18 protein-coding genes are annotated in these 18,040 nt (G+C 67.5%); 11 read left to right on the forward strand and 7 right to left on the reverse strand.

Features of this window, described 5'->3' with window-relative positions:
- Nucleotides 1-72: 72 nt before the first annotated feature.
- A complete protein-coding gene (locus tag ACMGT0_RS14505; protein WP_054062367.1) occupies nt 73-351 on the reverse strand; it encodes a putative quinol monooxygenase in 279 nt (92 codons plus the stop codon).
- Nucleotides 352-474: 123 nt separating this feature from the next.
- Entirely contained in the window at nt 475-798 is a 324-nt protein-coding gene (locus ACMGT0_RS14510; RefSeq protein ID WP_416773169.1) for a hypothetical protein, read from the reverse strand.
- Between the two features lie 170 nt (nt 799-968).
- Here ACMGT0_RS14510 and ACMGT0_RS14515 point away from each other — a divergent pair, with 170 nt between their 5' ends.
- From ACMGT0_RS14515 to ACMGT0_RS14525, 3 genes are read left to right on the forward strand one after another with little or no spacing between them, the layout of a single operon-like run.
- A complete protein-coding gene (locus ACMGT0_RS14515; RefSeq protein ID WP_273826458.1) occupies nt 969-1,679 on the forward strand; it encodes an STN domain-containing protein in 711 nt (236 codons plus the stop codon).
- Nucleotides 1,676-2,221, forward strand: a complete 546-nt coding sequence (locus tag ACMGT0_RS14520; protein ID WP_416773170.1) for an RNA polymerase sigma factor — start codon at nt 1,676-1,678, stop codon at nt 2,219-2,221. The genes ACMGT0_RS14515 and ACMGT0_RS14520 overlap by 4 nt, the downstream gene beginning before the upstream one ends.
- A 37-nt stretch (nt 2,222-2,258) precedes the next feature.
- On the forward strand, nt 2,259-3,209 hold the full coding sequence (locus ACMGT0_RS14525) for a FecR family protein (RefSeq protein ID WP_416773172.1): 951 nt from the start codon (nt 2,259-2,261) through the stop codon (nt 3,207-3,209).
- A 39-nt stretch (nt 3,210-3,248) separates the two neighbouring features.
- Here ACMGT0_RS14525 and ACMGT0_RS14530 read toward each other — a convergent pair whose 3' ends face one another.
- Nucleotides 3,249-3,857, reverse strand: a complete 609-nt coding sequence (locus ACMGT0_RS14530; protein ID WP_273826460.1) for a prepilin-type N-terminal cleavage/methylation domain-containing protein — start codon at nt 3,855-3,857, stop codon at nt 3,249-3,251.
- Nucleotides 3,854-4,309: a type II secretion system minor pseudopilin GspH gene (gene gspH, locus ACMGT0_RS14535; protein WP_054061532.1), complete on the reverse strand. Its 456-nt coding sequence runs from the start codon at nt 4,307-4,309 to the stop codon at nt 3,854-3,856. Before gspH ends, ACMGT0_RS14530 begins: the two co-directional genes overlap by 4 nt.
- A gap of 151 nt (nt 4,310-4,460) precedes the next feature.
- On the opposite strand from gspH, the gene ACMGT0_RS14540 reads away from it, so the two are divergent.
- On the forward strand, nt 4,461-4,892 hold the full coding sequence (locus tag ACMGT0_RS14540; protein ID WP_054062364.1) for a general secretion pathway protein GspC: 432 nt from the start codon (nt 4,461-4,463) through the stop codon (nt 4,890-4,892).
- On the opposite strand, the gene gspI is transcribed toward ACMGT0_RS14540, so the two are convergent.
- Nucleotides 4,852-5,265 carry a type II secretion system minor pseudopilin GspI gene (gspI, locus tag ACMGT0_RS14545; protein WP_416773481.1) on the reverse strand — a complete coding sequence of 138 codons (414 nt, stop codon included), beginning with the start codon at nt 5,263-5,265 and terminating at the stop codon, nt 4,852-4,854. The genes ACMGT0_RS14540 and gspI overlap by 41 nt on opposite strands.
- Before the next feature lie 330 nt (nt 5,266-5,595).
- Here gspI and gspG point away from each other — a divergent pair, with 330 nt between their 5' ends.
- From gspG to gspF, 7 genes are read left to right on the forward strand one after another with little or no spacing between them, the layout of a single operon-like run.
- Nucleotides 5,596-6,045, forward strand: coding sequence for a type II secretion system major pseudopilin GspG (gene gspG, locus ACMGT0_RS14550; RefSeq protein ID WP_054062362.1), 450 nt, complete (start codon nt 5,596-5,598; stop codon nt 6,043-6,045).
- Nucleotides 6,046-6,053: 8 nt separating this feature from the next.
- The gene (gene gspK / locus ACMGT0_RS14555) at nt 6,054-7,028 is read left to right on the forward strand and encodes a type II secretion system minor pseudopilin GspK (RefSeq protein WP_416773175.1); all 975 of its coding nucleotides are present in this window, start codon (nt 6,054-6,056) and stop codon (nt 7,026-7,028) included.
- Nucleotides 7,025-8,185 (forward strand): type II secretion system protein GspL, encoded by a 1,161-nt coding sequence (gene gspL / locus ACMGT0_RS14560; RefSeq protein WP_054062360.1) that lies wholly within the window; start codon nt 7,025-7,027, stop codon nt 8,183-8,185. The genes gspK and gspL overlap by 4 nt, the downstream gene beginning before the upstream one ends.
- Nucleotides 8,178-8,720, forward strand: a complete 543-nt coding sequence (gene gspM, locus ACMGT0_RS14565) for a type II secretion system protein GspM (RefSeq protein WP_416773177.1) — start codon at nt 8,178-8,180, stop codon at nt 8,718-8,720. The genes gspL and gspM overlap by 8 nt, the downstream gene beginning before the upstream one ends.
- A complete protein-coding gene (gene gspD, locus ACMGT0_RS14570; RefSeq protein ID WP_416773178.1) occupies nt 8,717-11,101 on the forward strand; it encodes a type II secretion system secretin GspD in 2,385 nt (794 codons plus the stop codon). The genes gspM and gspD overlap by 4 nt, the downstream gene beginning before the upstream one ends.
- On the forward strand, nt 11,098-12,504 hold the full coding sequence (gspE, locus tag ACMGT0_RS14575) for a type II secretion system ATPase GspE (RefSeq protein ID WP_416773179.1): 1,407 nt from the start codon (nt 11,098-11,100) through the stop codon (nt 12,502-12,504). The genes gspD and gspE overlap by 4 nt, the downstream gene beginning before the upstream one ends.
- Nucleotides 12,504-13,715 carry a type II secretion system inner membrane protein GspF gene (gspF, locus tag ACMGT0_RS14580; protein ID WP_416773180.1) on the forward strand — a complete coding sequence of 404 codons (1,212 nt, stop codon included), beginning with the start codon at nt 12,504-12,506 and terminating at the stop codon, nt 13,713-13,715. The genes gspE and gspF overlap by 1 nt, the downstream gene beginning before the upstream one ends.
- Nucleotides 13,716-13,787: 72 nt before the next feature.
- Here gspF and ACMGT0_RS14585 read toward each other — a convergent pair whose 3' ends face one another.
- Entirely contained in the window at nt 13,788-16,880 is a 3,093-nt protein-coding gene (locus tag ACMGT0_RS14585; RefSeq protein ID WP_416773182.1) for a multidrug efflux RND transporter permease subunit, read from the reverse strand.
- Nucleotides 16,881-16,882: 2 nt separating this feature from the next.
- Nucleotides 16,883-18,040: an efflux RND transporter periplasmic adaptor subunit gene (locus ACMGT0_RS14590; protein WP_416773183.1), complete on the reverse strand. Its 1,158-nt coding sequence runs from the start codon at nt 18,038-18,040 to the stop codon at nt 16,883-16,885.

The following is an 18,040-nucleotide window of genomic DNA, read 5'->3' on the forward strand; positions in this document are numbered from 1 at the left end:
AAGCTTCGCGGTCACTGCAAAATTCCCAGGCTTCTCCCTGCTGCCTGCTTCAAAGCGCTGCTGGTACCGACTTCAGTGCTGCAGGTCGATGCGCCAGGCCAGTCGGGTGCCGAGCAGGTCGATGAAGCCTTGCAGGGCCGGCAACTGGAAATGCGCCTGCAGCGCTGCGGCGGACTGCCAGTGGCCGGTGACGGTCCACTCGCCGGGTTCGCCCGCGCAAGTCACTGCGTAGTCCAGGCAGCCGGGGGCATGGCGCAGGGTTTCGGCCAGCGTTTCCAGGCGCCGCCCGAGTTCGGCGCTGCACCCCGGGGCGGCCTTGAATCGAAGGGTATTGGTCGCCTGGACAGACATTGGCGGTTCTCCTGTTTGGACGGCCCCCCCGATAAGCAGGGCGGCGTGAACAAGAGTAGAGGCGGCAGGCGAGCGCACCTATAGCCAATTTCCGGCAAAACCCACGGGCCAATTGCGGTGGTGCTACTGGCCCGAAACCGGCCGCTGCGGCTTGACCGAGGTGCCGAGGGTATTGCCCATGCGTATGTGGGTGGCGGCTGGCGTGGCCAGGCCGACCTGGTTCGGTGCCTTTGTGCGGATATCCGGGCTCGTCGCTTCCAGGTTGCGGCGCCTGGCTTCGCGGTTTTCCGGGCTGCTCATCTGCTGGCTCAGACACGGGTAGTCCGGTGCCTTGTAGCCGTCGACGCTGACTTCGACGCAACCGCTCGGCTCAACCTGTGCGGCGTGGCCCAGGCCGGGCAGGGTGGCGAGCAGAAGCATGCTGGCAAGACGTGAAAGGGCTTTCATGTGGCCTCCTGGCTGACCGCGCGACGGCGGTCCTGGTGCCCTGAAGTCTAGTGCAAAGCCCGGCCGGCCTGGGTGATGGTTTTTTTGCGGCGACCGTCATACCAGGTTCATAAACAGCCCTCAGGATGACGGTTTTCAGGGACACGTCAGCAGTGCAGGGACTTCGATCCGTGGCCGTGCGTCTGTCGTTTTTTCGCCTGGGTCCGCTACTCATCGCCCTGGCTGCGCTGCTGGCCGGGCAGGCGCCCGTCTGCCTGGCGGCCGAGCCGCTGAAGGTCGATCCACAGGCCCGTGTCGAGTTCGATATCGCTGCCCAGGACCTGGCCGGTGCGCTGGATGCCTTCAGTCGCCAGACCGGCATGGCGGTGCTGGTCGACCGCGACCTGACCCGGGCCCGCCGCTCCCTGGCGGTACACGGCCACTACCGGGCCGGCGAGGCCCTGGCCCTGTTGCTCACCGGCAGCGGGTTGATGGCGCGTTATGCCCGTGCCGACGCCTTCACCCTGCAGGTGGCCCAGGTCAGCGAGTCGTCGGCCCGGGCGCCGGCCGGCAAGGGCGGGGCCCTGGCCGGCAGTTACGCACGGGCGATCCAGCAGGCCATCGAGCAGGCCCTGTGCGCCGTCCCCTTGACCCGTCCCGGCACCTACCGGGCGGTATTGCAGGTCTGGATCGGCCAGGACGGTGCCCTGCAGCACAGCCGTCTGGTCAGTTCGACCGGGGATGTTCAGCGCGATGGGGCGCTGGTCGAGCGTTTGCGTACGGTGCGGGTCGAGCGTTCGGCCCCGTCGTCGCTGCGCCAGCCGGTGACCCTTCTTTTAACGCCGGATTCAGCAGGAACGAGCATGGATTGCACAGCACCAAAGGGAGCCGCTGGGGTATGAAGAATATCGGGCACAGTCCGATGGTCCGGTTGTTCCTGACCTCCTACGACGATTTCAAGCTGCGCCTGCGCCGCCGGCTGGGGTCGGAGGAGTTGGCCAATGACGTGCTGCATGAGACCTACCTGCGGGTCGACCGCATGGAGCCGCCGCTGAACCTGACCCAGCCCAACGCCTACCTGTACCGCATGGCCCTGAACATCGCCGCCGACCGCCGCCAGGCCGATGCGCGCCTGCTCACCGGCGAAGAGGTCGAGGAACTGCTGCACCTGAGTGACGAGGCCCTTGACCCGGAGCGGGTGGTCGGTGGCCAGAAGGAGATTCAGGCGCTGCTCGACGCGTTGTACGAACTGCCGGCCCGACGCCGGCGGATCTTCATGGCCGCCCGCCTGGAGGAGGCGCCTCACCTGGAGATTTCCCAGCGTTTCGGTATTTCCACGCGCATGGTCGAGAAGGAACTGAAGGCCGCCCTGGGGCATTGTGCGGCCCGTCTGGAAAGAAAAGTGATTCAGCGGTTCGGTCCCGGGGCGGGAAAACCGTCTTAGTCATACATCAGCGAAATCTTCGTGAGTATCTGTGCGCTTGAACACGACTTCCATCACCCCATTGCGGGCCGGCCCGAGCGCCCGCCTGCAGAGCGAAGCCCGGGATTGGCTGATTCTCCTGACCTCCGGCCAGGCCACCGTCGCCGATGCGCGGGCCTTGCGCCAATGGTGCGAACAGAGCCCCGAGCACGCCCGGGCCTTCGAACAGGCCAAGCTTTTGTGGCAGTCGCTCAAACCGGCTCTCGAACACCTGCAGCATCCACCACGGGCCCGGCATTTCGGGCGCCGGGCCTTCCTGGGGGGGGCGATTGCCGCATCGGCGGCGTTTTTCCTGGTCCGCGGCACCGTGCCGGGCGGTTTCTCCGGCCTGGGGGCGGACTATCGCACCGAGGTCGGCGAGCAACGGCGCGTCGACCTCGCCGATGGCGTCAGCCTGGAGCTCAACACCCAGACCCGGATCAACCGGCTGCCATCGAATAACGGTGATGCGCGGATCGAACTGCTCAGCGGCGAGGTCGAGGTGCTGGCGCGGACCCGGGGACCGGTCAAAGTCCAGGCCGGCGGCGGGCTGATGACGGCCGAACAGGCGCGCTTCAATCTGCGCAACCTCGACCGGAGCGTCTGTGTCACCTGTATCGAAGGTACCCTGACGGTGGAGGTGCTGGGCCGGCGTTTCCGCCTGGAGGGCGGCCGGCAACTGGTGTACGACACCCGCCAGGCCGGCGAGCCGCAGACTGTCGACCCGACGGCGGTGATTGCCTGGCGCAACAGGATGCTGGTGTTCAACGATGCGACCCTGGCCACGGTGATCAGCGAGATCAACCGCTATCGACCGGGCATGCTGGTGCTGCTCAACAGCGAACTGGGCAAGCGCAAGGTGCAGGCGCGGTTCAGCCTGGATCAGTTGGCGGGGGTGGCGTTGCTGATTCGCGATGCGTATGGGGCCAAGTGCACCGAATTGCCGGGTGGGGTGGTGTTGCTCAGTTGAGTATTGTGGGCCCGCCCATCTTCCACCCACTTCCCGGATTCACTCCAACGGCCCCAACACCTGCCGATAGCGCTCCCCGCCTTGTGGCGTATCCCGCACCAGGTTGATCTCCAGCCCTGTCGGATTGTCCTGGCGATTGCCACTCAACGGCCGCCAACCCTTGCCCGGTTGCCACACCCGCAGGTCCATCGAGGTCACCTGTTCCAGCACCGCCACTCCGTCCTGCGGGGCCGGTAGCGGAAACCTCGAGCGCGCCTCTGCCGCCGACCGGTAAAGCGTCCCGCCCTTCAACCACCAGCGCACCCTCTGCAGGCGGCCATCCTGCTGCGGCGACGCGCGAATCAGGTCCAGCCGAAAGCCCTTGCCCTCGGCGCTGCGCACGCTCAACGGAACTGGCCCGGCCGACGACGAAGGCTCCCGGTCTGGCCGCAGCGGTTCCACCAGCTCGATCCCGGCGCGCAGCGCCACGTCACGCTCCAGTTGGCCCAGCGCGGCCAGCAACTGTTGGGTCTGCGCGCTGCTGCGCCTGAGGTGTTCGTCGGTGCGATTGACGCTGTCCAGGCCACGCCAGGCAATGAGGCTGACCACCGCCATGAGCATGAGCGCGATCATCACCTCGATCAGGGTAAAACCGGCCTGGCGCTTCATTGCACGTGCACCTCGCCGTTGGCGCTGCGTACCACGCCAATGCTGTGCAGTCCATCGGAGAGCGACAGGCGCATGGGCTGGGCAATCCACTCGGCGTCGAGTATCAGGGGCCTGTCGCGATCCCGCTGCACCTGTATCGATGCGCTCTGCCAGCGGGTCGGACGCAGTTGCGGGTCACCGTCGAACTGCTCCTTGCCGCCCTGGCCATCGGTACGGATGAACTGGTAGCCCTGGCGGTCGCTCAGCCAGAGAATCGGCCGGCCATCGGCGCGGGCTTCGGCCTGGGCCACCTGGATAGCCTGGGCCAGGCGCTCGGCATCCTTGCGCAAGAGTTGCCGTGGGTCGGGCCGGATACTCAGGCTGATGGCGGCGCTGGCGATGCCGACGATCACCAGCACCACCATCAGTTCGATCAGGGTGAAACCCGCCTGGGCGGGGCGTAGGGCATCCATTCGACAAGGCTCCTCGAGGCTGGCTCCATGCTGCCTGGCAAAGATGATGGGCGTGTGAAATAAAAACGTGAGAATTGCCCGGTAGGCTGTTCGGACGTGCCCCTGTGGGCCCTTCGTTGTGGCGCAGACCGATAGAAAAGGAGCCTCAAGCATGCAATGGACCCCGCGCTTTTCCCCGGTGCAGATCGTTCAGTCGGCGGCCCTGCTCGCCGCCCTGGCCGGTGTGCTGGTCTGGTCGACGCTGCTGCTGACGCCGGCCGTGTCCCAGGTGCCCGCGGCTCAGCCGGCGGTGGCGGCGACGCGCAGCGACAATCCGGCCTTGCAGTGGTTTTCCAACCAGCCGGTCCGGCTCGACATCAAGGTCTCCGGGGTGATGGCCAGCTCGCGTGGCGCGGTGGCGATCCTCAGCCTGAACGATGGCCCGCCGCGCAGCTTTCTCGCCGGTGAGCGGCTGGGCCAGGGCGTACGGCTGCTGGCGATCGAGCGCGACGGCATTCTGATCGAGCAGGGCTCGCAGAAGTTGCACCTGGCGGTGACCCGGCTCAGCGAAGCGCCGTTCCTGCCGCAACTGACCCGGCCTTGAGGTCGGGCAGGCTCATCAGGGTTTCCAGGCGCGCCAGCGGCGGCCCTTCGTGGCGCCGGTCCACTACCAGGATCTCGACCCGCCACAGCCGTGGGCTGCCAGCCGGGCCGATGGTCTGATCACAGCGCAGGGCCAGGCGGCCCTGATCGCACTCGAAGGACTTGCGTCCCGTGCCCAGCCGACCCTCCAGGCGCAGCTCGGCCAGCCGGCTCTGGGCAGCCAGCAGGGCCACGGAGCGATCGCGCAGCAGGCCGTTGCTCTGGGTCATCAGACCGGCCACGCGCACCGCGGCGGACATCGCCACGGCGATGATCGCCAGCGCCACCAGCACTTCGATGAGGGTGAAGCCTTGTTGGCGGAACGGGCGCTGCATGGGCTGTCTCGACATGGGGAAGCGAGTCCGGAGCCTAGGCTATGTATGAAATCGCTTGAAACTTGGTTATGCGGCGTTAAAAACCGGCTCGGAATGCTCATTGACAACCAGTCAAGTCGGGCGCGACCCCGGGCGTTCCTCGCCGGTTTTTGCCTTGCCTAACCTGCGTTTCAAACAATTTCGTACACAGCCTAGCGTGCCTGTTTGACCGCTTGCTGACCAAAGCTCCCGAGTTTTTGCCCGGGCGATTCACCCGAGGATTTTCAATATCGGTGACATATCTTCTTGCAACAATCCGCCGCGAATCGAATCAAGCCAAGGACTGTCGAGATGGATATCGCGCGTATCAATTCCCGTTCCAGAGGTCGTCGGGCACAGCAGGGATTCACGCTGATCGAGATCATGGTCGTGGTGGTCATCCTCGGGATTCTCGCCGCCATGGTGGTGCCCAAGGTCCTCGACCGGCCCGACCAGGCGCGGGCCACCGCGGCCAGGCAGGACATCGGCGGGTTGATGCAGGCGCTCAAGCTCTACCGCCTCGATCACGGCAGCTACCCGAGCCAGAACCAGGGCCTGAAGATCCTCGTCGAGCGGCCGGCCAACGCCAAGGACAGCAACTGGCGCTCCTATCTGGAACGCTTGCCCAACGACCCCTGGGGACGTCCTTACCAATACCTGAACCCGGGCGCCAACGGTGAAGTCGACGTGTTTTCCCTCGGTGCCGACGGCCAGCCGGACGGTGACGGGGTCAATGCCGATATCGGCTCCTGGCAGTTGTAGTCGCGGTCATGAAGGCTCATTCCCCGATGGCCGCGAAGCAGGAGGGCATGGCGATCATCAGCGCGCTGCTGATCGCCGCAGTGGTGGCGGTGATCGCCGCCGGCATGCTCACCCGCGAGACCGTGTTCACCCGCAGCCTGGAGGCCGAGCAATCGCGGGTCCAGGGCGCCTGGCAGTTGCGTGGCGGCCTCGAAATCAGCCGCCAACGGCTGTGGGAGGCCCGCCAGCGCGACCCGCTGACCCACCAGGCCCAGGCCTGGGCCCGGCCGATCCTCGGCGAACGTGGCGGCCAGTTCGACGGCCACCTGGAGGATGAGCAGGGCAAGTTCAACCTGCGCAACCTGGTGCGCGACGAGCGCGTCGATGACGAACAGATGGAGGGTTTTGCCCGCCTGTGCGAAATGCTCGGCGTCAAGGCGGCGGTCGCCCAGCGCATTGCCCAGCGGGTGATCAGTTCCTACCCGCGCCTGCCGAATCCGCAGCGCCAGGCCGCGGCGAAGGTGCAGGGCACCTTCGACAGCGGTCGCCTGACCTCGCCGGGAGCTGCCGACAAGCCGCTGCCCGCCAGCCGGCCGATGCTGCGCAGCCTGGATGACCTGCGCAGCGTCGACGGCGTGGACGACGAGACCCTCGCCCGGCTGGCGCCCCATGTGACCATCCTGCCGGCCAACACCTGGGTCAACGGCAATACCGCCAGCGCCGAGGTGCTGGCTTCCCAGGTGCCGGGTTTGTCGCCGCAGCGGGCCCGGGGCCTGATCGGCGAGCGTGATGCGGGGCAGTGGTTCATCAATCGTGGCGACTTCGTCAACCGCCTGCGCATGCCGCAAGTGGCGGTTGCCGACATCAAGGTCGGTATCACCAGCGAGTGGTTCCTGCTGGTCGGCCAGGTACGCAACGACCGGCGCCGGGTCAATCTGGCCGCGTTGCTGCACCGTAGCGAACTGGAAATGCCCCAGGTGATCTGGTCGCGGGTGGGCGTATGAGCCTCTTGCGTATCGTCCTGCCGCCCTTGCAGGCGCTGGAACTCGACAGCCCGCTGGCGTTCGCCCGGCTCGACCGCCAGGGCCGGCTTGCTGAAACCGGCCGGGCCAACCTCAGGCAGTTGGGGCAGGCCAACCAGGGCGTGGCCGTGGAATGTTACCTGCACCCGCAGGACAGCCTGCTGGCCAGCCTCGAACTGCCGGCGCTGCCGCCAGCGAAGATCCGCGCGGCGGTCGACTGCGCGGCCCAGGCGCTGATCCTCGGCGCCTGCGAGTCGATGCACATCGCCCATGGCCCGCGCGATGCCCAGGGCCGGGTGCCGGTCGCCTGGTTGCCACGGGAGGTGCTCGAACGTTTCGGCGCCCTGGTGCGCCAGGCCGGTCTGGGCCTGCGTGGCCTGTATCCGGCGGCCTATTGCTTGCCGGTGATTGCCGGCGAACCGGTGCTGGAGGCCCGCGACGAGCATCTGCTGATTCGCCAGGGGGTGGACCTGGCCGAAGTGCACCCGGATATCGACCAGGCGCTGGCGCAATGGCAGGGCCGCGGCGAAGTGCTGCATTGGCTGGGTGAAGCGCCGGCGGCGAATCCGCTGTTCCAGGCAGTGCCCGCCGACCGCCGTTGGACCGGCCAGGCACCGGGCTGGGGGCTGCACGGTGCCCTGTGGCAGCCGGGCGCCAGTGCCGGTCACTGGGGACGGGCGCTGGCCTGCTGCGCGCTGGCGGTGGTGGTCTGGACCGCAGGCCTGAACCTCCACGCGGCGCGGCAGGCCGAGCAGGGCGAACAGCTCAAGGCGTGGATGGTGCAGCGGGTCAGGCAGGCCTTTCCGGCGCTGCCGGTGGTGCTCAACCCCTTGCAGCAGGCGCGCCAGCAGTTGGCCCGGCGGGAGGCCGGCGCTGCCGGCGACAGCGATTTCTCCCGACTGGTACGCCAGGCCGGCCTGGCGATGCCGTTCGTGGTCGGCGGTGTGCAGGGCCTGGTGTTCGAAAACGGCGAACTGCACCTGAACCTGCTGCCCGACAACCGCAAGCCGGGGGCGGCCGGCGCCTGGCAGGCCGAACTGGCCCAGGCCGGGGTGCTGGCGAGCGCCGCCGCCGAGGGCTGGACCCTCAAGGCCCAGGCCGAACCGGGGCAACCGCTGGCGGAGACGGAAAATGAATAACCCCAGGTTGGCGCAGTACCGGGCCCGCTGGCAGGCCCTGTCGGCCCGGGCGCAGGGCTACTGGCGCAGTCTGGCGCCACGGGAGCGACGCCTGGTCGGCGGCATGGCCCTCGGCGTCTCGGGGCTGCTGGTCTGGCTGGTGCTGATCCAGCCGCCGTTGAAGAGGCTCGATTACTGGGCCGCCGAAACACCCAGGCTCAAAACCCAGGCCCAGACCCTGGAAGGCCTGCTGCAAGGTCTTGCCCGACCGGCCACCGCTGACCTGGAAGCGGGGCTGCGCGCCAGCCTCGAAGCCAGCGGGTTGTCCGGGCATTACCGGTTGCAGGGCCGTGGCGCCGGCTGGCTGTTGACCGTCGACGACGCACCGGCCGACGTGCTGCTGGACTGGCTGCTGGGCAAACCCCGCTCATTCTCCCTGGATGTGGTCGAGGCCCGCCTGCAACGGGCGGCCGCAGCCGAACCCGAAGGCTCGGCGGGCAGACTGTCGGGAACCGTTCGCATGGATCAGGCGCTTGGCGCTAAGGAAGCTTCATGAAGTGCTCAGGCTGGTTGTATGGGGTGCGCTGCCGCCAGGCGGCGGCCCCGTGGTTGCTGTTGGCATTGACAGCGTGCAGTAGCGGTACGGCGCCGCAGGCTCCGTTGCTGGCCGAAAGCGAACTCGGGCGGCCACTGGGTTCGACCGTGAAGAGCGGCGACGTCCTGGCGGAGCGGCAGCGGGCCCAGGCCCAGGCCGAGCAGCCGCGGCGCGTGTTGCATCCCGTGGGCAATTCGGCACGGGCCGGCCATGGGCCGGGCAAGGCGCTCCCGGCCAGCAACCCGCTGGGCGACCAGCCGGTGCAACTGAATTTCGTCGACGCCGATATCCAGGCGGTGGTGCGCGCCTTGTCGCGTTCCACCGGACGGCAGTTCCTGGTCGATCCACGGGTCAAGGGCAACCTGACCCTGGTCTCCGAAGGTGAGGTACCGGCCTACCGGGCCTACGACATGCTGCTCTCGGCCCTGCGCATGCAGGGCTTCAGCGTGGTCGATGTCGGCGGGGTCGCCCAGGTGGTACCGGAGGCCGATGCCAAGCTGCTCGGCGGACCGGTCTATAGCTCGGACAAGCCGGCGGAAAACGGCATGGTCACCCGAACCTTCCGCCTGCAGTACGAGAACGCGGTGAACCTGATTCCGGTGCTGCGACCGATCGTTTCACCGAACAACCCGATCAACGCCTACCCGGGCAACAACACCGTGGTCATCACCGACTACGCGCAGAACCTGCAACGGGTGGCCAGCCTGATCGCCAGCATCGACACCCCGAGCGCCATCGACACCGATGTGGTGAACATTCAGAACGGCATCGCCAGCGATATCGCCAGCATGGTCTCGGAGTTGCTGGAGAACCAGGGCAACGACCCGACGCAGAAAATCAGCGTACTGGGCGATCCGCGCTCGAACTCGGTGATCATCCGCGCCAGCAGCCCGGAGCGCACGCAACTGGCCCGGGAGTTGATCTACAAGCTCGACAACGCCCAGAGCAACCCGAGCAACCTGCACGTGGTGTACCTGCGCAACGCCCAGGCCGGCAAGCTGGCCCAGGCCCTGCGCGGGCTGCTCACCGGCGAAAGCGACAGCAGCGGCGAGGGCGACCAGACCCGGGCCATGCTCGGCGGCGGCAGTAACAGCAACAACAGCCAGAACGGCAGCCAGGTCAACAGCACCCCCCAGACCGGCAGCAGCACCAGCGGCAGCAATTCGCTCTACGGTCAATCCGCCCGCAACGGTTCCAGCCAGGCTTCCGGCACGGGGCCGGGCAAGGAGCAGAACCTGGCGTTTTCCGCCGGCGGCGTGACCATCCAGGCCGATGCCACCACCAATACCCTGCTGATCTCCGCGCCGGAGCCGCTGTACCGCAACCTGCGCGAGGTTATCGACCAGCTCGACCAGCGCCGTGCCCAGGTGGTGATCGAGAGCCTGATCGTCGAGGTCAGCGAGGACGAGGCCAACGAGTTCGGCGTACAGTGGCAGAGCGGCAACCTGGGGGGCAGCGGGGTGTTCGCCGGCACCAACCTGGGCGGTGCTGGCATTGTCACCACCGCCAAAAACAGCATCGACGCCTTGCCTCAGGGGCTGAGCGTCGGCGTGGTGCGCGGATCGGTGAACATTCCCGGGGTGGGGCAGGTGATGGACCTCAAGGTGCTGGCCCGTGCCCTGAAGAGCAAGGGCGGCTCCAACGTGCTGTCGACGCCGAACCTGCTGACCCTGGACAACGAAGTGGCGAGCATCTTCGTCGGCCAGACCATTCCCTTTGTCAGCGGCAGCTACGTGACCAACGGCAGCAGTTCGAGCAACAACCCGTTCCAGACCATCCAGCGCGAGGAGGTCGGGCTCAAGCTCAACGTCCGGCCGCAGATTTCCGAGGGCGGCACGGTGAAGCTGGACGTGTATCAGGAGGTCAGCAGCGTCGACGACCGCGCCACCGCGACGGCGGCGGGCACGGTGACCAAGAAGCGCGCGATCGACACCAGCATCCTGCTCGACGATGGGCAGATCATGGTCATGGGCGGCCTGCTGCAGGACGGCTACAGCCAGAGCAACGACGGCGTGCCGTTGCTGTCGAGCATCCCCGGCATCGGCGCGCTGTTCCGCCATGAGCGGCGCGACAGCAACAAGACCAACCTGATGGTGTTCCTGCGGCCGTACATCATCCGTGACGGCGCGGCGGGGCGGGCGATCACCCTGAACCGCTACGACTTCATCCGCCGTGCCCAGGGCAGCCTGACGCCGGAACGCAACTGGGCCTTGCCGGACATGCAGGCCCCGCAGTTGCCCAGTGCGGCCCACGCCATTCCGGGCTCGCAGCCGGTGCCCGTGCCGCAGGCACCCAGGCCGATCCGCGCGGTGCCGGTGTCGCTGAATGAGGCGCAGCCATGAGCGCATTACCGTACGCCTGGGCCAAGGCCCAGCGGCTGGTGCTGGTCGACGGCGTGCTCACCGCCTGTCCCTCGACCCCCGGCTGGGCCATCAGCGAGGCGCGCCGGCAGTTCGGGCCGGCGCGGCTGGAGCGCGTACGCGATGAGGAACTCGACAGCCTGCTGACCACGGCCTATGCCGACACCGGCAGCGCCGCCGCCGTGGTCGGTGCCGCGGAAAACGAGGTGGACCTCGACCGGCTGATGCAGGACATGCCGGAAGTCACCGACCTGCTCGACACCCAGGACGGCGCGCCGGTGATCCGCATGATCAACGCCTTGCTGACCCAGGCGGCGCGCGACGAGGCCAGCGATATCCATATCGAGCCGTTCGAGACCCATTCGGTGGTGCGCTACCGGGTCGACGGCACCCTGCGCGACGTGGTCTCGCCACGCAAGGCGCTGCACGGCGCACTGGTGTCGCGGATCAAGATCATGGCGCAACTGGACATCGCCGAAAAACGCCTGCCCCAGGACGGCCGTATCGCCCTGCGGGTCGCCGGACGGCCGATCGACATCCGCGTCTCCACCGTGCCCACCGGCCACGGCGAACGGGTGGTGATGCGCCTTTTGGACAAGCAGGCCGGGCGCCTGCAACTGGAAACCCTGGGCATGGACCCGGACCTGCTGGCCCGGCTCGACCACCTGATCCGCCAGCCCCACGGCATCGTGCTGGTCACCGGCCCCACCGGCAGTGGCAAGACCACCAGCCTCTACGCCGCCCTGGCCCGGCTCGACGCCAGCACCAGCAACATCCTCACCGTCGAGGACCCGGTGGAATACGACCTGCCGGGTATCAGCCAGATCCAGGTCAATGCCAGGATCGACATGACCTTCGCCCTGGCGCTGCGGGCGATCCTGCGCCAGGACCCGGACATCATCATGATCGGCGAGATCCGCGACCTGGAAACCGCGCAGATTGCCGTGCAGGCCTCGCTGACCGGGCACCTGGTGCTGGCGACCCTGCACACCAACGATGCGGTGTCGGCGGTCAACCGGCTGATCGACATGGGCGTGGAGCCTTTCCTGCTGGCCTCGTCGATGCTCGGGGTGCTGGCCCAGCGCCTGGTGCGGCGGCTGTGCCCACACTGTCGCCAGCCCGATCCGGCCACGCCGGGCACCTGGCGCCCGGTCGGCTGCAGCGCCTGCAGCCACACCGGCTACAGCGGCCGCACCGGCATCCACGAGCTGTTCTGCATCGACGACGAGATCCGCACCCTGATCCACCAGGGCGCCGGCGAGCAGGCGTTGCGCCAGGCGGCACGGGCGGCGGGCATGCTGAGCCTGCGCGAGGACGGTGAGCGCTGGGTCCGCGCGGGTGCCACGGCGCCGGAAGAAATCCTGCGTGTGACGAGGGACGCCTGATGAACCGCTATCGCTTCGAAGCGGCCGATGCCCAGGGCAAGATCGAGTCCGGCCACCTGGAGGCCGACAGCCAGGGCGCGGCCATGGCCACCTTGCGCGGGCGTGGGCTGACCGCGCTGTCGCTGAAGGCCGAGGCTGGCGACAGTGGCGAGACGGCCGGCGGGCTGTTCAGCGCAAAACTCTCGGACAACGACCTGGCTTGGGCCACCCGTCAACTGGCGAGCCTGCTGGGAGCGAGCCTGCCGCTGGAGGCGGCGTTGAGCGCCACGGTCGAACAGGCGGAAAAAAAGCACATCGCTCAGACCCTGAGTGCGGTGCGCACCGATGTGCGTAGCGGCATGCGCCTGGCCGACGCGCTGTCCCGGCGGCCCCGGGACTTTCCGGAAATCTACCGGGCGCTGATCGCCGCCGGCGAGGAATCCGGCGACCTGGCCCAGGTCATGGAACGGCTGGCCGACTACATCGAGGAACGCAACAACCTGCGCGGCAAGGTGCTCACGGCGTTCATCTACCCGGCGGTGGTCGGGCTGGTGTCGGTGGGCATCGTGATCTTCCTGCTCAGCTACGTGGTGCCGCAGGTGGTCAGCGCCTTTTCCCAGGCACGGCAGGACCTGCCGGGGCTGACCCTGGTGATGCTCAACGCCAGCGACTTCATCCGTGAATGGGGCGCGTTGTGCTTTGCCGGGCTGGCGGGGGCTTTCTGGGGCTGGCGGTTGTACCTGCGCCAGCCGACGGCGCGGTTGGGCTGGCATAGCCGGATCCTGCGGTTGCCGATGATCGGTCGTTTCGTGCTGGGGCTGAACACCGCACGGTTCGCCTCGACCCTGGCGATTCTCGGCGGCGCCGGGGTGCCGTTGCTGCGGGCGCTGGAGGCGGCGCGGCAGACGGTGTCGAACGACCGCTTGAGCCTGAGCGTGAGCGAGGCCACGGCGCGGGTCAGGGAAGGGGTGAACCTGGCGGCGGCGCTGAAGGTGGAGAAGGTGTTTCCGCCGTTGCTGATCCACCTGATCGCCAGTGGCGAGAAGACCGGTGCCTTGCCGCCGATGCTGGAACGGGCGGCGCAGACCCTGTCGCTGGATATCGAACGGCGGGCGATGGGGATGACGGCGTTGCTCGAACCGTTGATGATCGTGGTGATGGGCGGTGTGGTGCTGGTGATCGTGATGGCGGTGTTGCTGCCGATCATCGAGATCAACCAGTTGGTGCAATAACCGGGATTTATGCTGTCTGGTGGGGCCCCTTCGCGGATAAATCCGCGAAGGGGCCCCAGGTTCAGCGAAGCATCATGAAGCCTTGCGCCGCACCAGCTTCATCACCACCACGAAGAACACCGGCACGAACACCACCGCCAATGTCGCCGTGATCATCCCGCCGATCACCCCGGTGCCGATCGCCTGCTGGCTGGCCGAGCTGGCGCCGGTGGCGATCGCCAGCGGCACCACGCCGAGGATGAACGCCAGCGAGGTCATGATGATCGGCCGCAACCGCAGCCGCGCAGCCTGGACCGTCGCTTCCAGCAGGTCATGCCCCTCGTCGTACAGGCTCTTGGCGAATTCGATGATCAGGATCGCGTTCTTCGCCGACAGGCCGATGATGGTGATCAGCCCGACCTTGAAGAATACGTCGTTGGGCATCCCGCGCAAGGTCACCGCCAGCACCGCACCGAGCACCCCCAGCGGCACCACCAGCAGCACCGAGGTCGGGATCGACCAGCTCTCGTACAGCGCCGCCAGGCACAGGAACACCACCAGCAGCGACAGCGCCAGCAACATCGGCGCCTGGGCGCCGGACAGGCGCTCCTGCAACGACAGCCCGGTCCATTCCAGGCCCAGGCCCTGCGGCAGTTGCTGCACCAGCCGCTCCATCTCCTCCATGGCCTGGCCGGTGCTGTAGCCCGGTGCCGATTCGCCGGAGATGGCGATCGCCGGGTAGCCGTTGTAGCGGGTCAACTGCGCCGGGCCCTGGGTCCAGCGCGCCTGGACGAAGGCCGACAGCGGGACCATCTTGCCGTTGCTGTTGCGCACGTGGATCTTCAGCAGATCCTCGACCTGGGCACGCTGGTCGCCTTCGGCCTGGATCACCACCCGCTGCATGCGGCCCTGGTTCGGGAAGTCGTTGACATAGGCCGAGCCGACGGCAGTGGAGAGAATGCCGCCGATATCGGCGAACGACACGCCTAGGGCATTGGCCTGCTTGCGGTCGACTTCCAGTTGTACCTGCGGTGCTTCGGCCAGGGCGCTTTCGCGGACGTTGGCCAGCACCTTGCTCTTCTGCGCCGCTTCCAGCAGTTCGGTGCGCGCCTGCATCAGCGCCGGGTGGCCGACACCACCGCGGTCCTGCAGGCGGAACTCGAAGCCGCTGGAGGTGCCGAGGCCATCCACCGGTGGCGGCAGGACGGCGTAGGCCACCGCATCCTTCAGTTCGCTGAAGGCGATGTTCGCCCGCTCGGCGATGGCCGCCGCCGAATCCTCGGCACTGCGTTCCGACCAGTCCTTGAGGGTGGTGAAGGCCAACGCGGCGTTCTGCCCGCTGCCGGAGAAGCTGAAGCCGAGAATCATCGTGGTGTCGCCGACACCCGCTTCGCTGGCGTCATTGGCCTCGATCTGCTCGACCACCTTGACCGTGCGGTTCTTGCTCGCACCCGGCGGCAACTGGATGTCGGTGATGGTGTAGCCCTGGTCCTCCACCGGCAGGAACGAGGCGGGCAGGCGGCTGAACAGCAGCCCCAGCAGCACCACCAGCAGGCCGAACAGCAGCAGGTAGCGGCCGCTGCGCTTGAGCGCACTGACCACCCAGCCCTGGTAGCCGTCGCTCATCTGTTCGAAACGCCGGTTGAACCAGCCGAAGAAGCCGCCCTTGGCGTGGTGCTCGCCCGGGGCGATCGGCTTGAGCAGGGTCGCGCACAGCGCCGGCGTGAGGGTCAGCGCGAGGAAGGCCGAGAACAGGATCGAGGTCGCCATGGACAACGAGAACTGCTGGTAGATCACCCCCACCGAGCCGGGCATGAAGGCCATCGGGATGAACACCGCCACCAGCACCAGGGTGATGCCGATGATCGCGCCGCCGATCTGGCCCATGGCCTTGCGGGTGGCTTCCCTGGGCGGCAGGCCTTCATGGGCCATGATCCGCTCGACGTTCTCCACCACGACGATGGCGTCATCCACCAGGATGCCGATGGCCAGCACCATGCCGAACATGGTCAGCACGTTGATCGAGAAACCCAGGGCCAGCATGGTGGCGAAGGTCCCCATCAGCGCCACCGGCACCACCAGCGCCGGGATCAGCGTATAGCGGATGTTCTGCAGGAACAGGAACATCACCGCGAACACCAGCACCATGGCTTCGAGCAGGGTGTAGATCACCTTGGTGATCGACACCTTGACGAACGGCGAGGTGTCGTAGGGGATCTTGTACTCAACGCCGGCCGGGAAGTAGCGCGCCAGTTCATCCATTTTCGCCCGTACCAGGGTCGCGGTCTTCAGCGCGTTGGCGCCCGGCGACAATTGCACGCTGAAGGCGGTGGTCGGCTTGCCGTTCAGGCGCGTCGAGTACTGGTACTCCTGGCTGCCGATCTCCACCCGGGCGATATCGCCGATGCGCACGGTGGAACCGTCCGGGTTGGCCCGCAGGACGATGTCGGCGAATTCCTGGGGCGTCGACAACTGGCCCTTGACCAGCACCGCCGCGGTGATTTCCTGGGTCGACGGCCCCGGCAGGTCGCCGATGCTGCCGGCCGAGACCTGGGCGTTCTGCGCCGCGACGGCGGCACTGACATCGGCGGCGGTGAGGTTGAAACCGACCAGCTTCTGCGGGTCGATCCAGATCCGCAGGGCGCGTTCGGCCCCATACAACTGGGCCTTGCCGACGCCGTCCAGGCGCTTGATCTCGTTCATCACGTTGCGCGCCAGGTAGTCGCTGAGCGCGGTGTCGTCGTACTGGCCGTCACTGGAGGTGAGGGTCGCCAGCAGCAGGAAGCCGGCGGACACCTTTTCCACCTGCAGGCCCTGCTGGGTGACGGCGGCGGGCAGCCGTGGCTCGACCGCCTTGAGGCGGTTCTGCACGTCGACCTGGGCCATTTCGGGGTGGGTGCCGGGCTGGAAGGTCGCGGTGATGGTGGCGCTGCCCAGGCTGCTCTGGGACTCGAAATACAGCAGGTGGTCGGCACCGTTGAGCTCCTGCTCGATCAGGCTGACCACGCTTTCGTCCAGGGTCTGGGCCGAGGCGCCGGGGTAGGTCGCGACGATTTCCACTTTCGGCGGCGCGACGTTGGGGTACTGTGCCACCGGTAGCTGCGGGATGGCGAGGACGCCGGCCAGCAGGATGAACAGGGCGACCACCCAGGCGAAGATCGGGCGGTCGATAAAGAAGTGCGGCATGCTCACTGTCCTTTGGACTGGGCGAGGGAAAGGGGGCTGTCATCGATCTGCACCGGCTCGCCGGGGCGGGCGTGCTGCAGGCCTTCGACAATGATCCGGTCACCGGGCTTGAGGCCGGCGTTGACGATCCAGCGGTCGTTCTGCGCGGCGCCGAGGCTCACCGATTGCAGGCTGACCTGCATGTTCCCGTCCACCAGCAGCACCTGCGGCACACCGGCGCTGTCGCGCTGGACCGCCCGCTGCGGGATGCTGATGCCTTCGCGGTTGACCGCCTGTTCGACGCGCACCCGCACGAAGCTGCCGGGCAGCAGGTCGAGTTCCGGGTTGGGGAATTCGCTGCGCAGGATCACCTGGCCGGTGCCCGGGTCGACACTGATGTCGGTGAACAGCAGCTTGCCCGGCAGCGGGTAGGCGTTGCCGTCGTCCTGGATCAGCGTGGCCTTGGCCTGGTTCTGCCCGACCTGCTGCAACTGGCCGGCGCGGAAGGCCCGGCGCAGGTCGTTCAGTTCGCGGGTCGACTGGGTCAGGTCGGCATGGATCGGGTTCAACTGCTGGATCAGCGCCAGGGCGGTGGTCTCGTTCTGGCCGACCAGCGCGCCCTCGGTGACCAGCGCACGGCCGATACGCCCGGAGATCGGCGCGGTGACGGTGGCGTAGCCGAGGTTCAGCCGGGCCCGTTGCACCGCCGCCTGGTTGGCGGCGACGTCGGCGGCACTCTGGCGGGCGGCGGCCTGGGCGTTGTCGTAGTCCTGGCGGCTGATGGCGTTGCTCTCCACCAGTTCGCGGTAGCGCTGGTGCTGCAGCCTGGCCTGGAAGGCATTGGCCTCGGCCTTCTGCAGGGCGGCCACGGCGCTGTCCAGGTCGGCCTTGAACGGTGCCGGATCGATCAGGAAGAGCACGTCGCCCTGCTTGACGTCGCTGCCTTCCTGGAACAGGCGTTTGAGCACCACGCCGGCGACCCGCGCGCGTACTTCGGCGATCCGCGGTGCGGCAATGCGGCCGCTCAGCTCGCTGCTGATCGACAGGGGCTGGGTGTGGATGGTCTCGACCCGGACCTTGGGTGCGGGCATGGTCTCGGGCTCGCCGGCGGACCGGTCACAGGCGGTCAGCGCCAGGGCCAGTGCCGACAGGCAGAGCGGGGCAAACAGCTTCTTCAACAT

Origin of the sequence: Pseudomonas sp. RHF3.3-3, assembly GCF_048069595.1 — a bacterium.
Taxonomy (GTDB): domain Bacteria; phylum Pseudomonadota; class Gammaproteobacteria; order Pseudomonadales; family Pseudomonadaceae; genus Aquipseudomonas; species Aquipseudomonas fuscovaginae_B.

Coding starts and splice junctions, on each gene's coding strand:
- ACMGT0_RS14505 (WP_054062367.1), bottom strand. CDS start 351: ATGTCTGTCCAGGCGACCAATACCCTTCGATTCAAGGCCGCCCCGGGG.
- ACMGT0_RS14510 (WP_416773169.1), bottom strand. CDS start 798: ATGAAAGCCCTTTCACGTCTTGCCAGCATGCTTCTGCTCGCCACCCTG.
- ACMGT0_RS14520 (WP_416773170.1), top strand. CDS start 1,676: ATGAAGAATATCGGGCACAGTCCGATGGTCCGGTTGTTCCTGACCTCC.
- ACMGT0_RS14530 (WP_273826460.1), bottom strand. CDS start 3,857: ATGAAGCGCCAGGCCGGTTTTACCCTGATCGAGGTGATGATCGCGCTC.
- gspH (WP_054061532.1), bottom strand. CDS start 4,309: ATGGATGCCCTACGCCCCGCCCAGGCGGGTTTCACCCTGATCGAACTG.
- ACMGT0_RS14540 (WP_054062364.1), top strand. CDS start 4,461: ATGCAATGGACCCCGCGCTTTTCCCCGGTGCAGATCGTTCAGTCGGCG.
- gspI (WP_416773481.1), bottom strand. CDS start 5,265: ATGCAGCGCCCGTTCCGCCAACAAGGCTTCACCCTCATCGAAGTGCTG.
- gspG (WP_054062362.1), top strand. CDS start 5,596: ATGGATATCGCGCGTATCAATTCCCGTTCCAGAGGTCGTCGGGCACAG.
- gspK (WP_416773175.1), top strand. CDS start 6,054: ATGAAGGCTCATTCCCCGATGGCCGCGAAGCAGGAGGGCATGGCGATC.
- gspL (WP_054062360.1), top strand. CDS start 7,025: ATGAGCCTCTTGCGTATCGTCCTGCCGCCCTTGCAGGCGCTGGAACTC.
- gspM (WP_416773177.1), top strand. CDS start 8,178: ATGAATAACCCCAGGTTGGCGCAGTACCGGGCCCGCTGGCAGGCCCTG.
- gspD (WP_416773178.1), top strand. CDS start 8,717: ATGAAGTGCTCAGGCTGGTTGTATGGGGTGCGCTGCCGCCAGGCGGCG.
- gspE (WP_416773179.1), top strand. CDS start 11,098: ATGAGCGCATTACCGTACGCCTGGGCCAAGGCCCAGCGGCTGGTGCTG.
- gspF (WP_416773180.1), top strand. CDS start 12,504: ATGAACCGCTATCGCTTCGAAGCGGCCGATGCCCAGGGCAAGATCGAG.
- ACMGT0_RS14585 (WP_416773182.1), bottom strand. CDS start 16,880: ATGCCGCACTTCTTTATCGACCGCCCGATCTTCGCCTGGGTGGTCGCC.
- ACMGT0_RS14590 (WP_416773183.1), bottom strand. CDS start 18,040: ATGTTGAAGAAGCTGTTTGCCCCGCTCTGCCTGTCGGCACTGGCCCTG.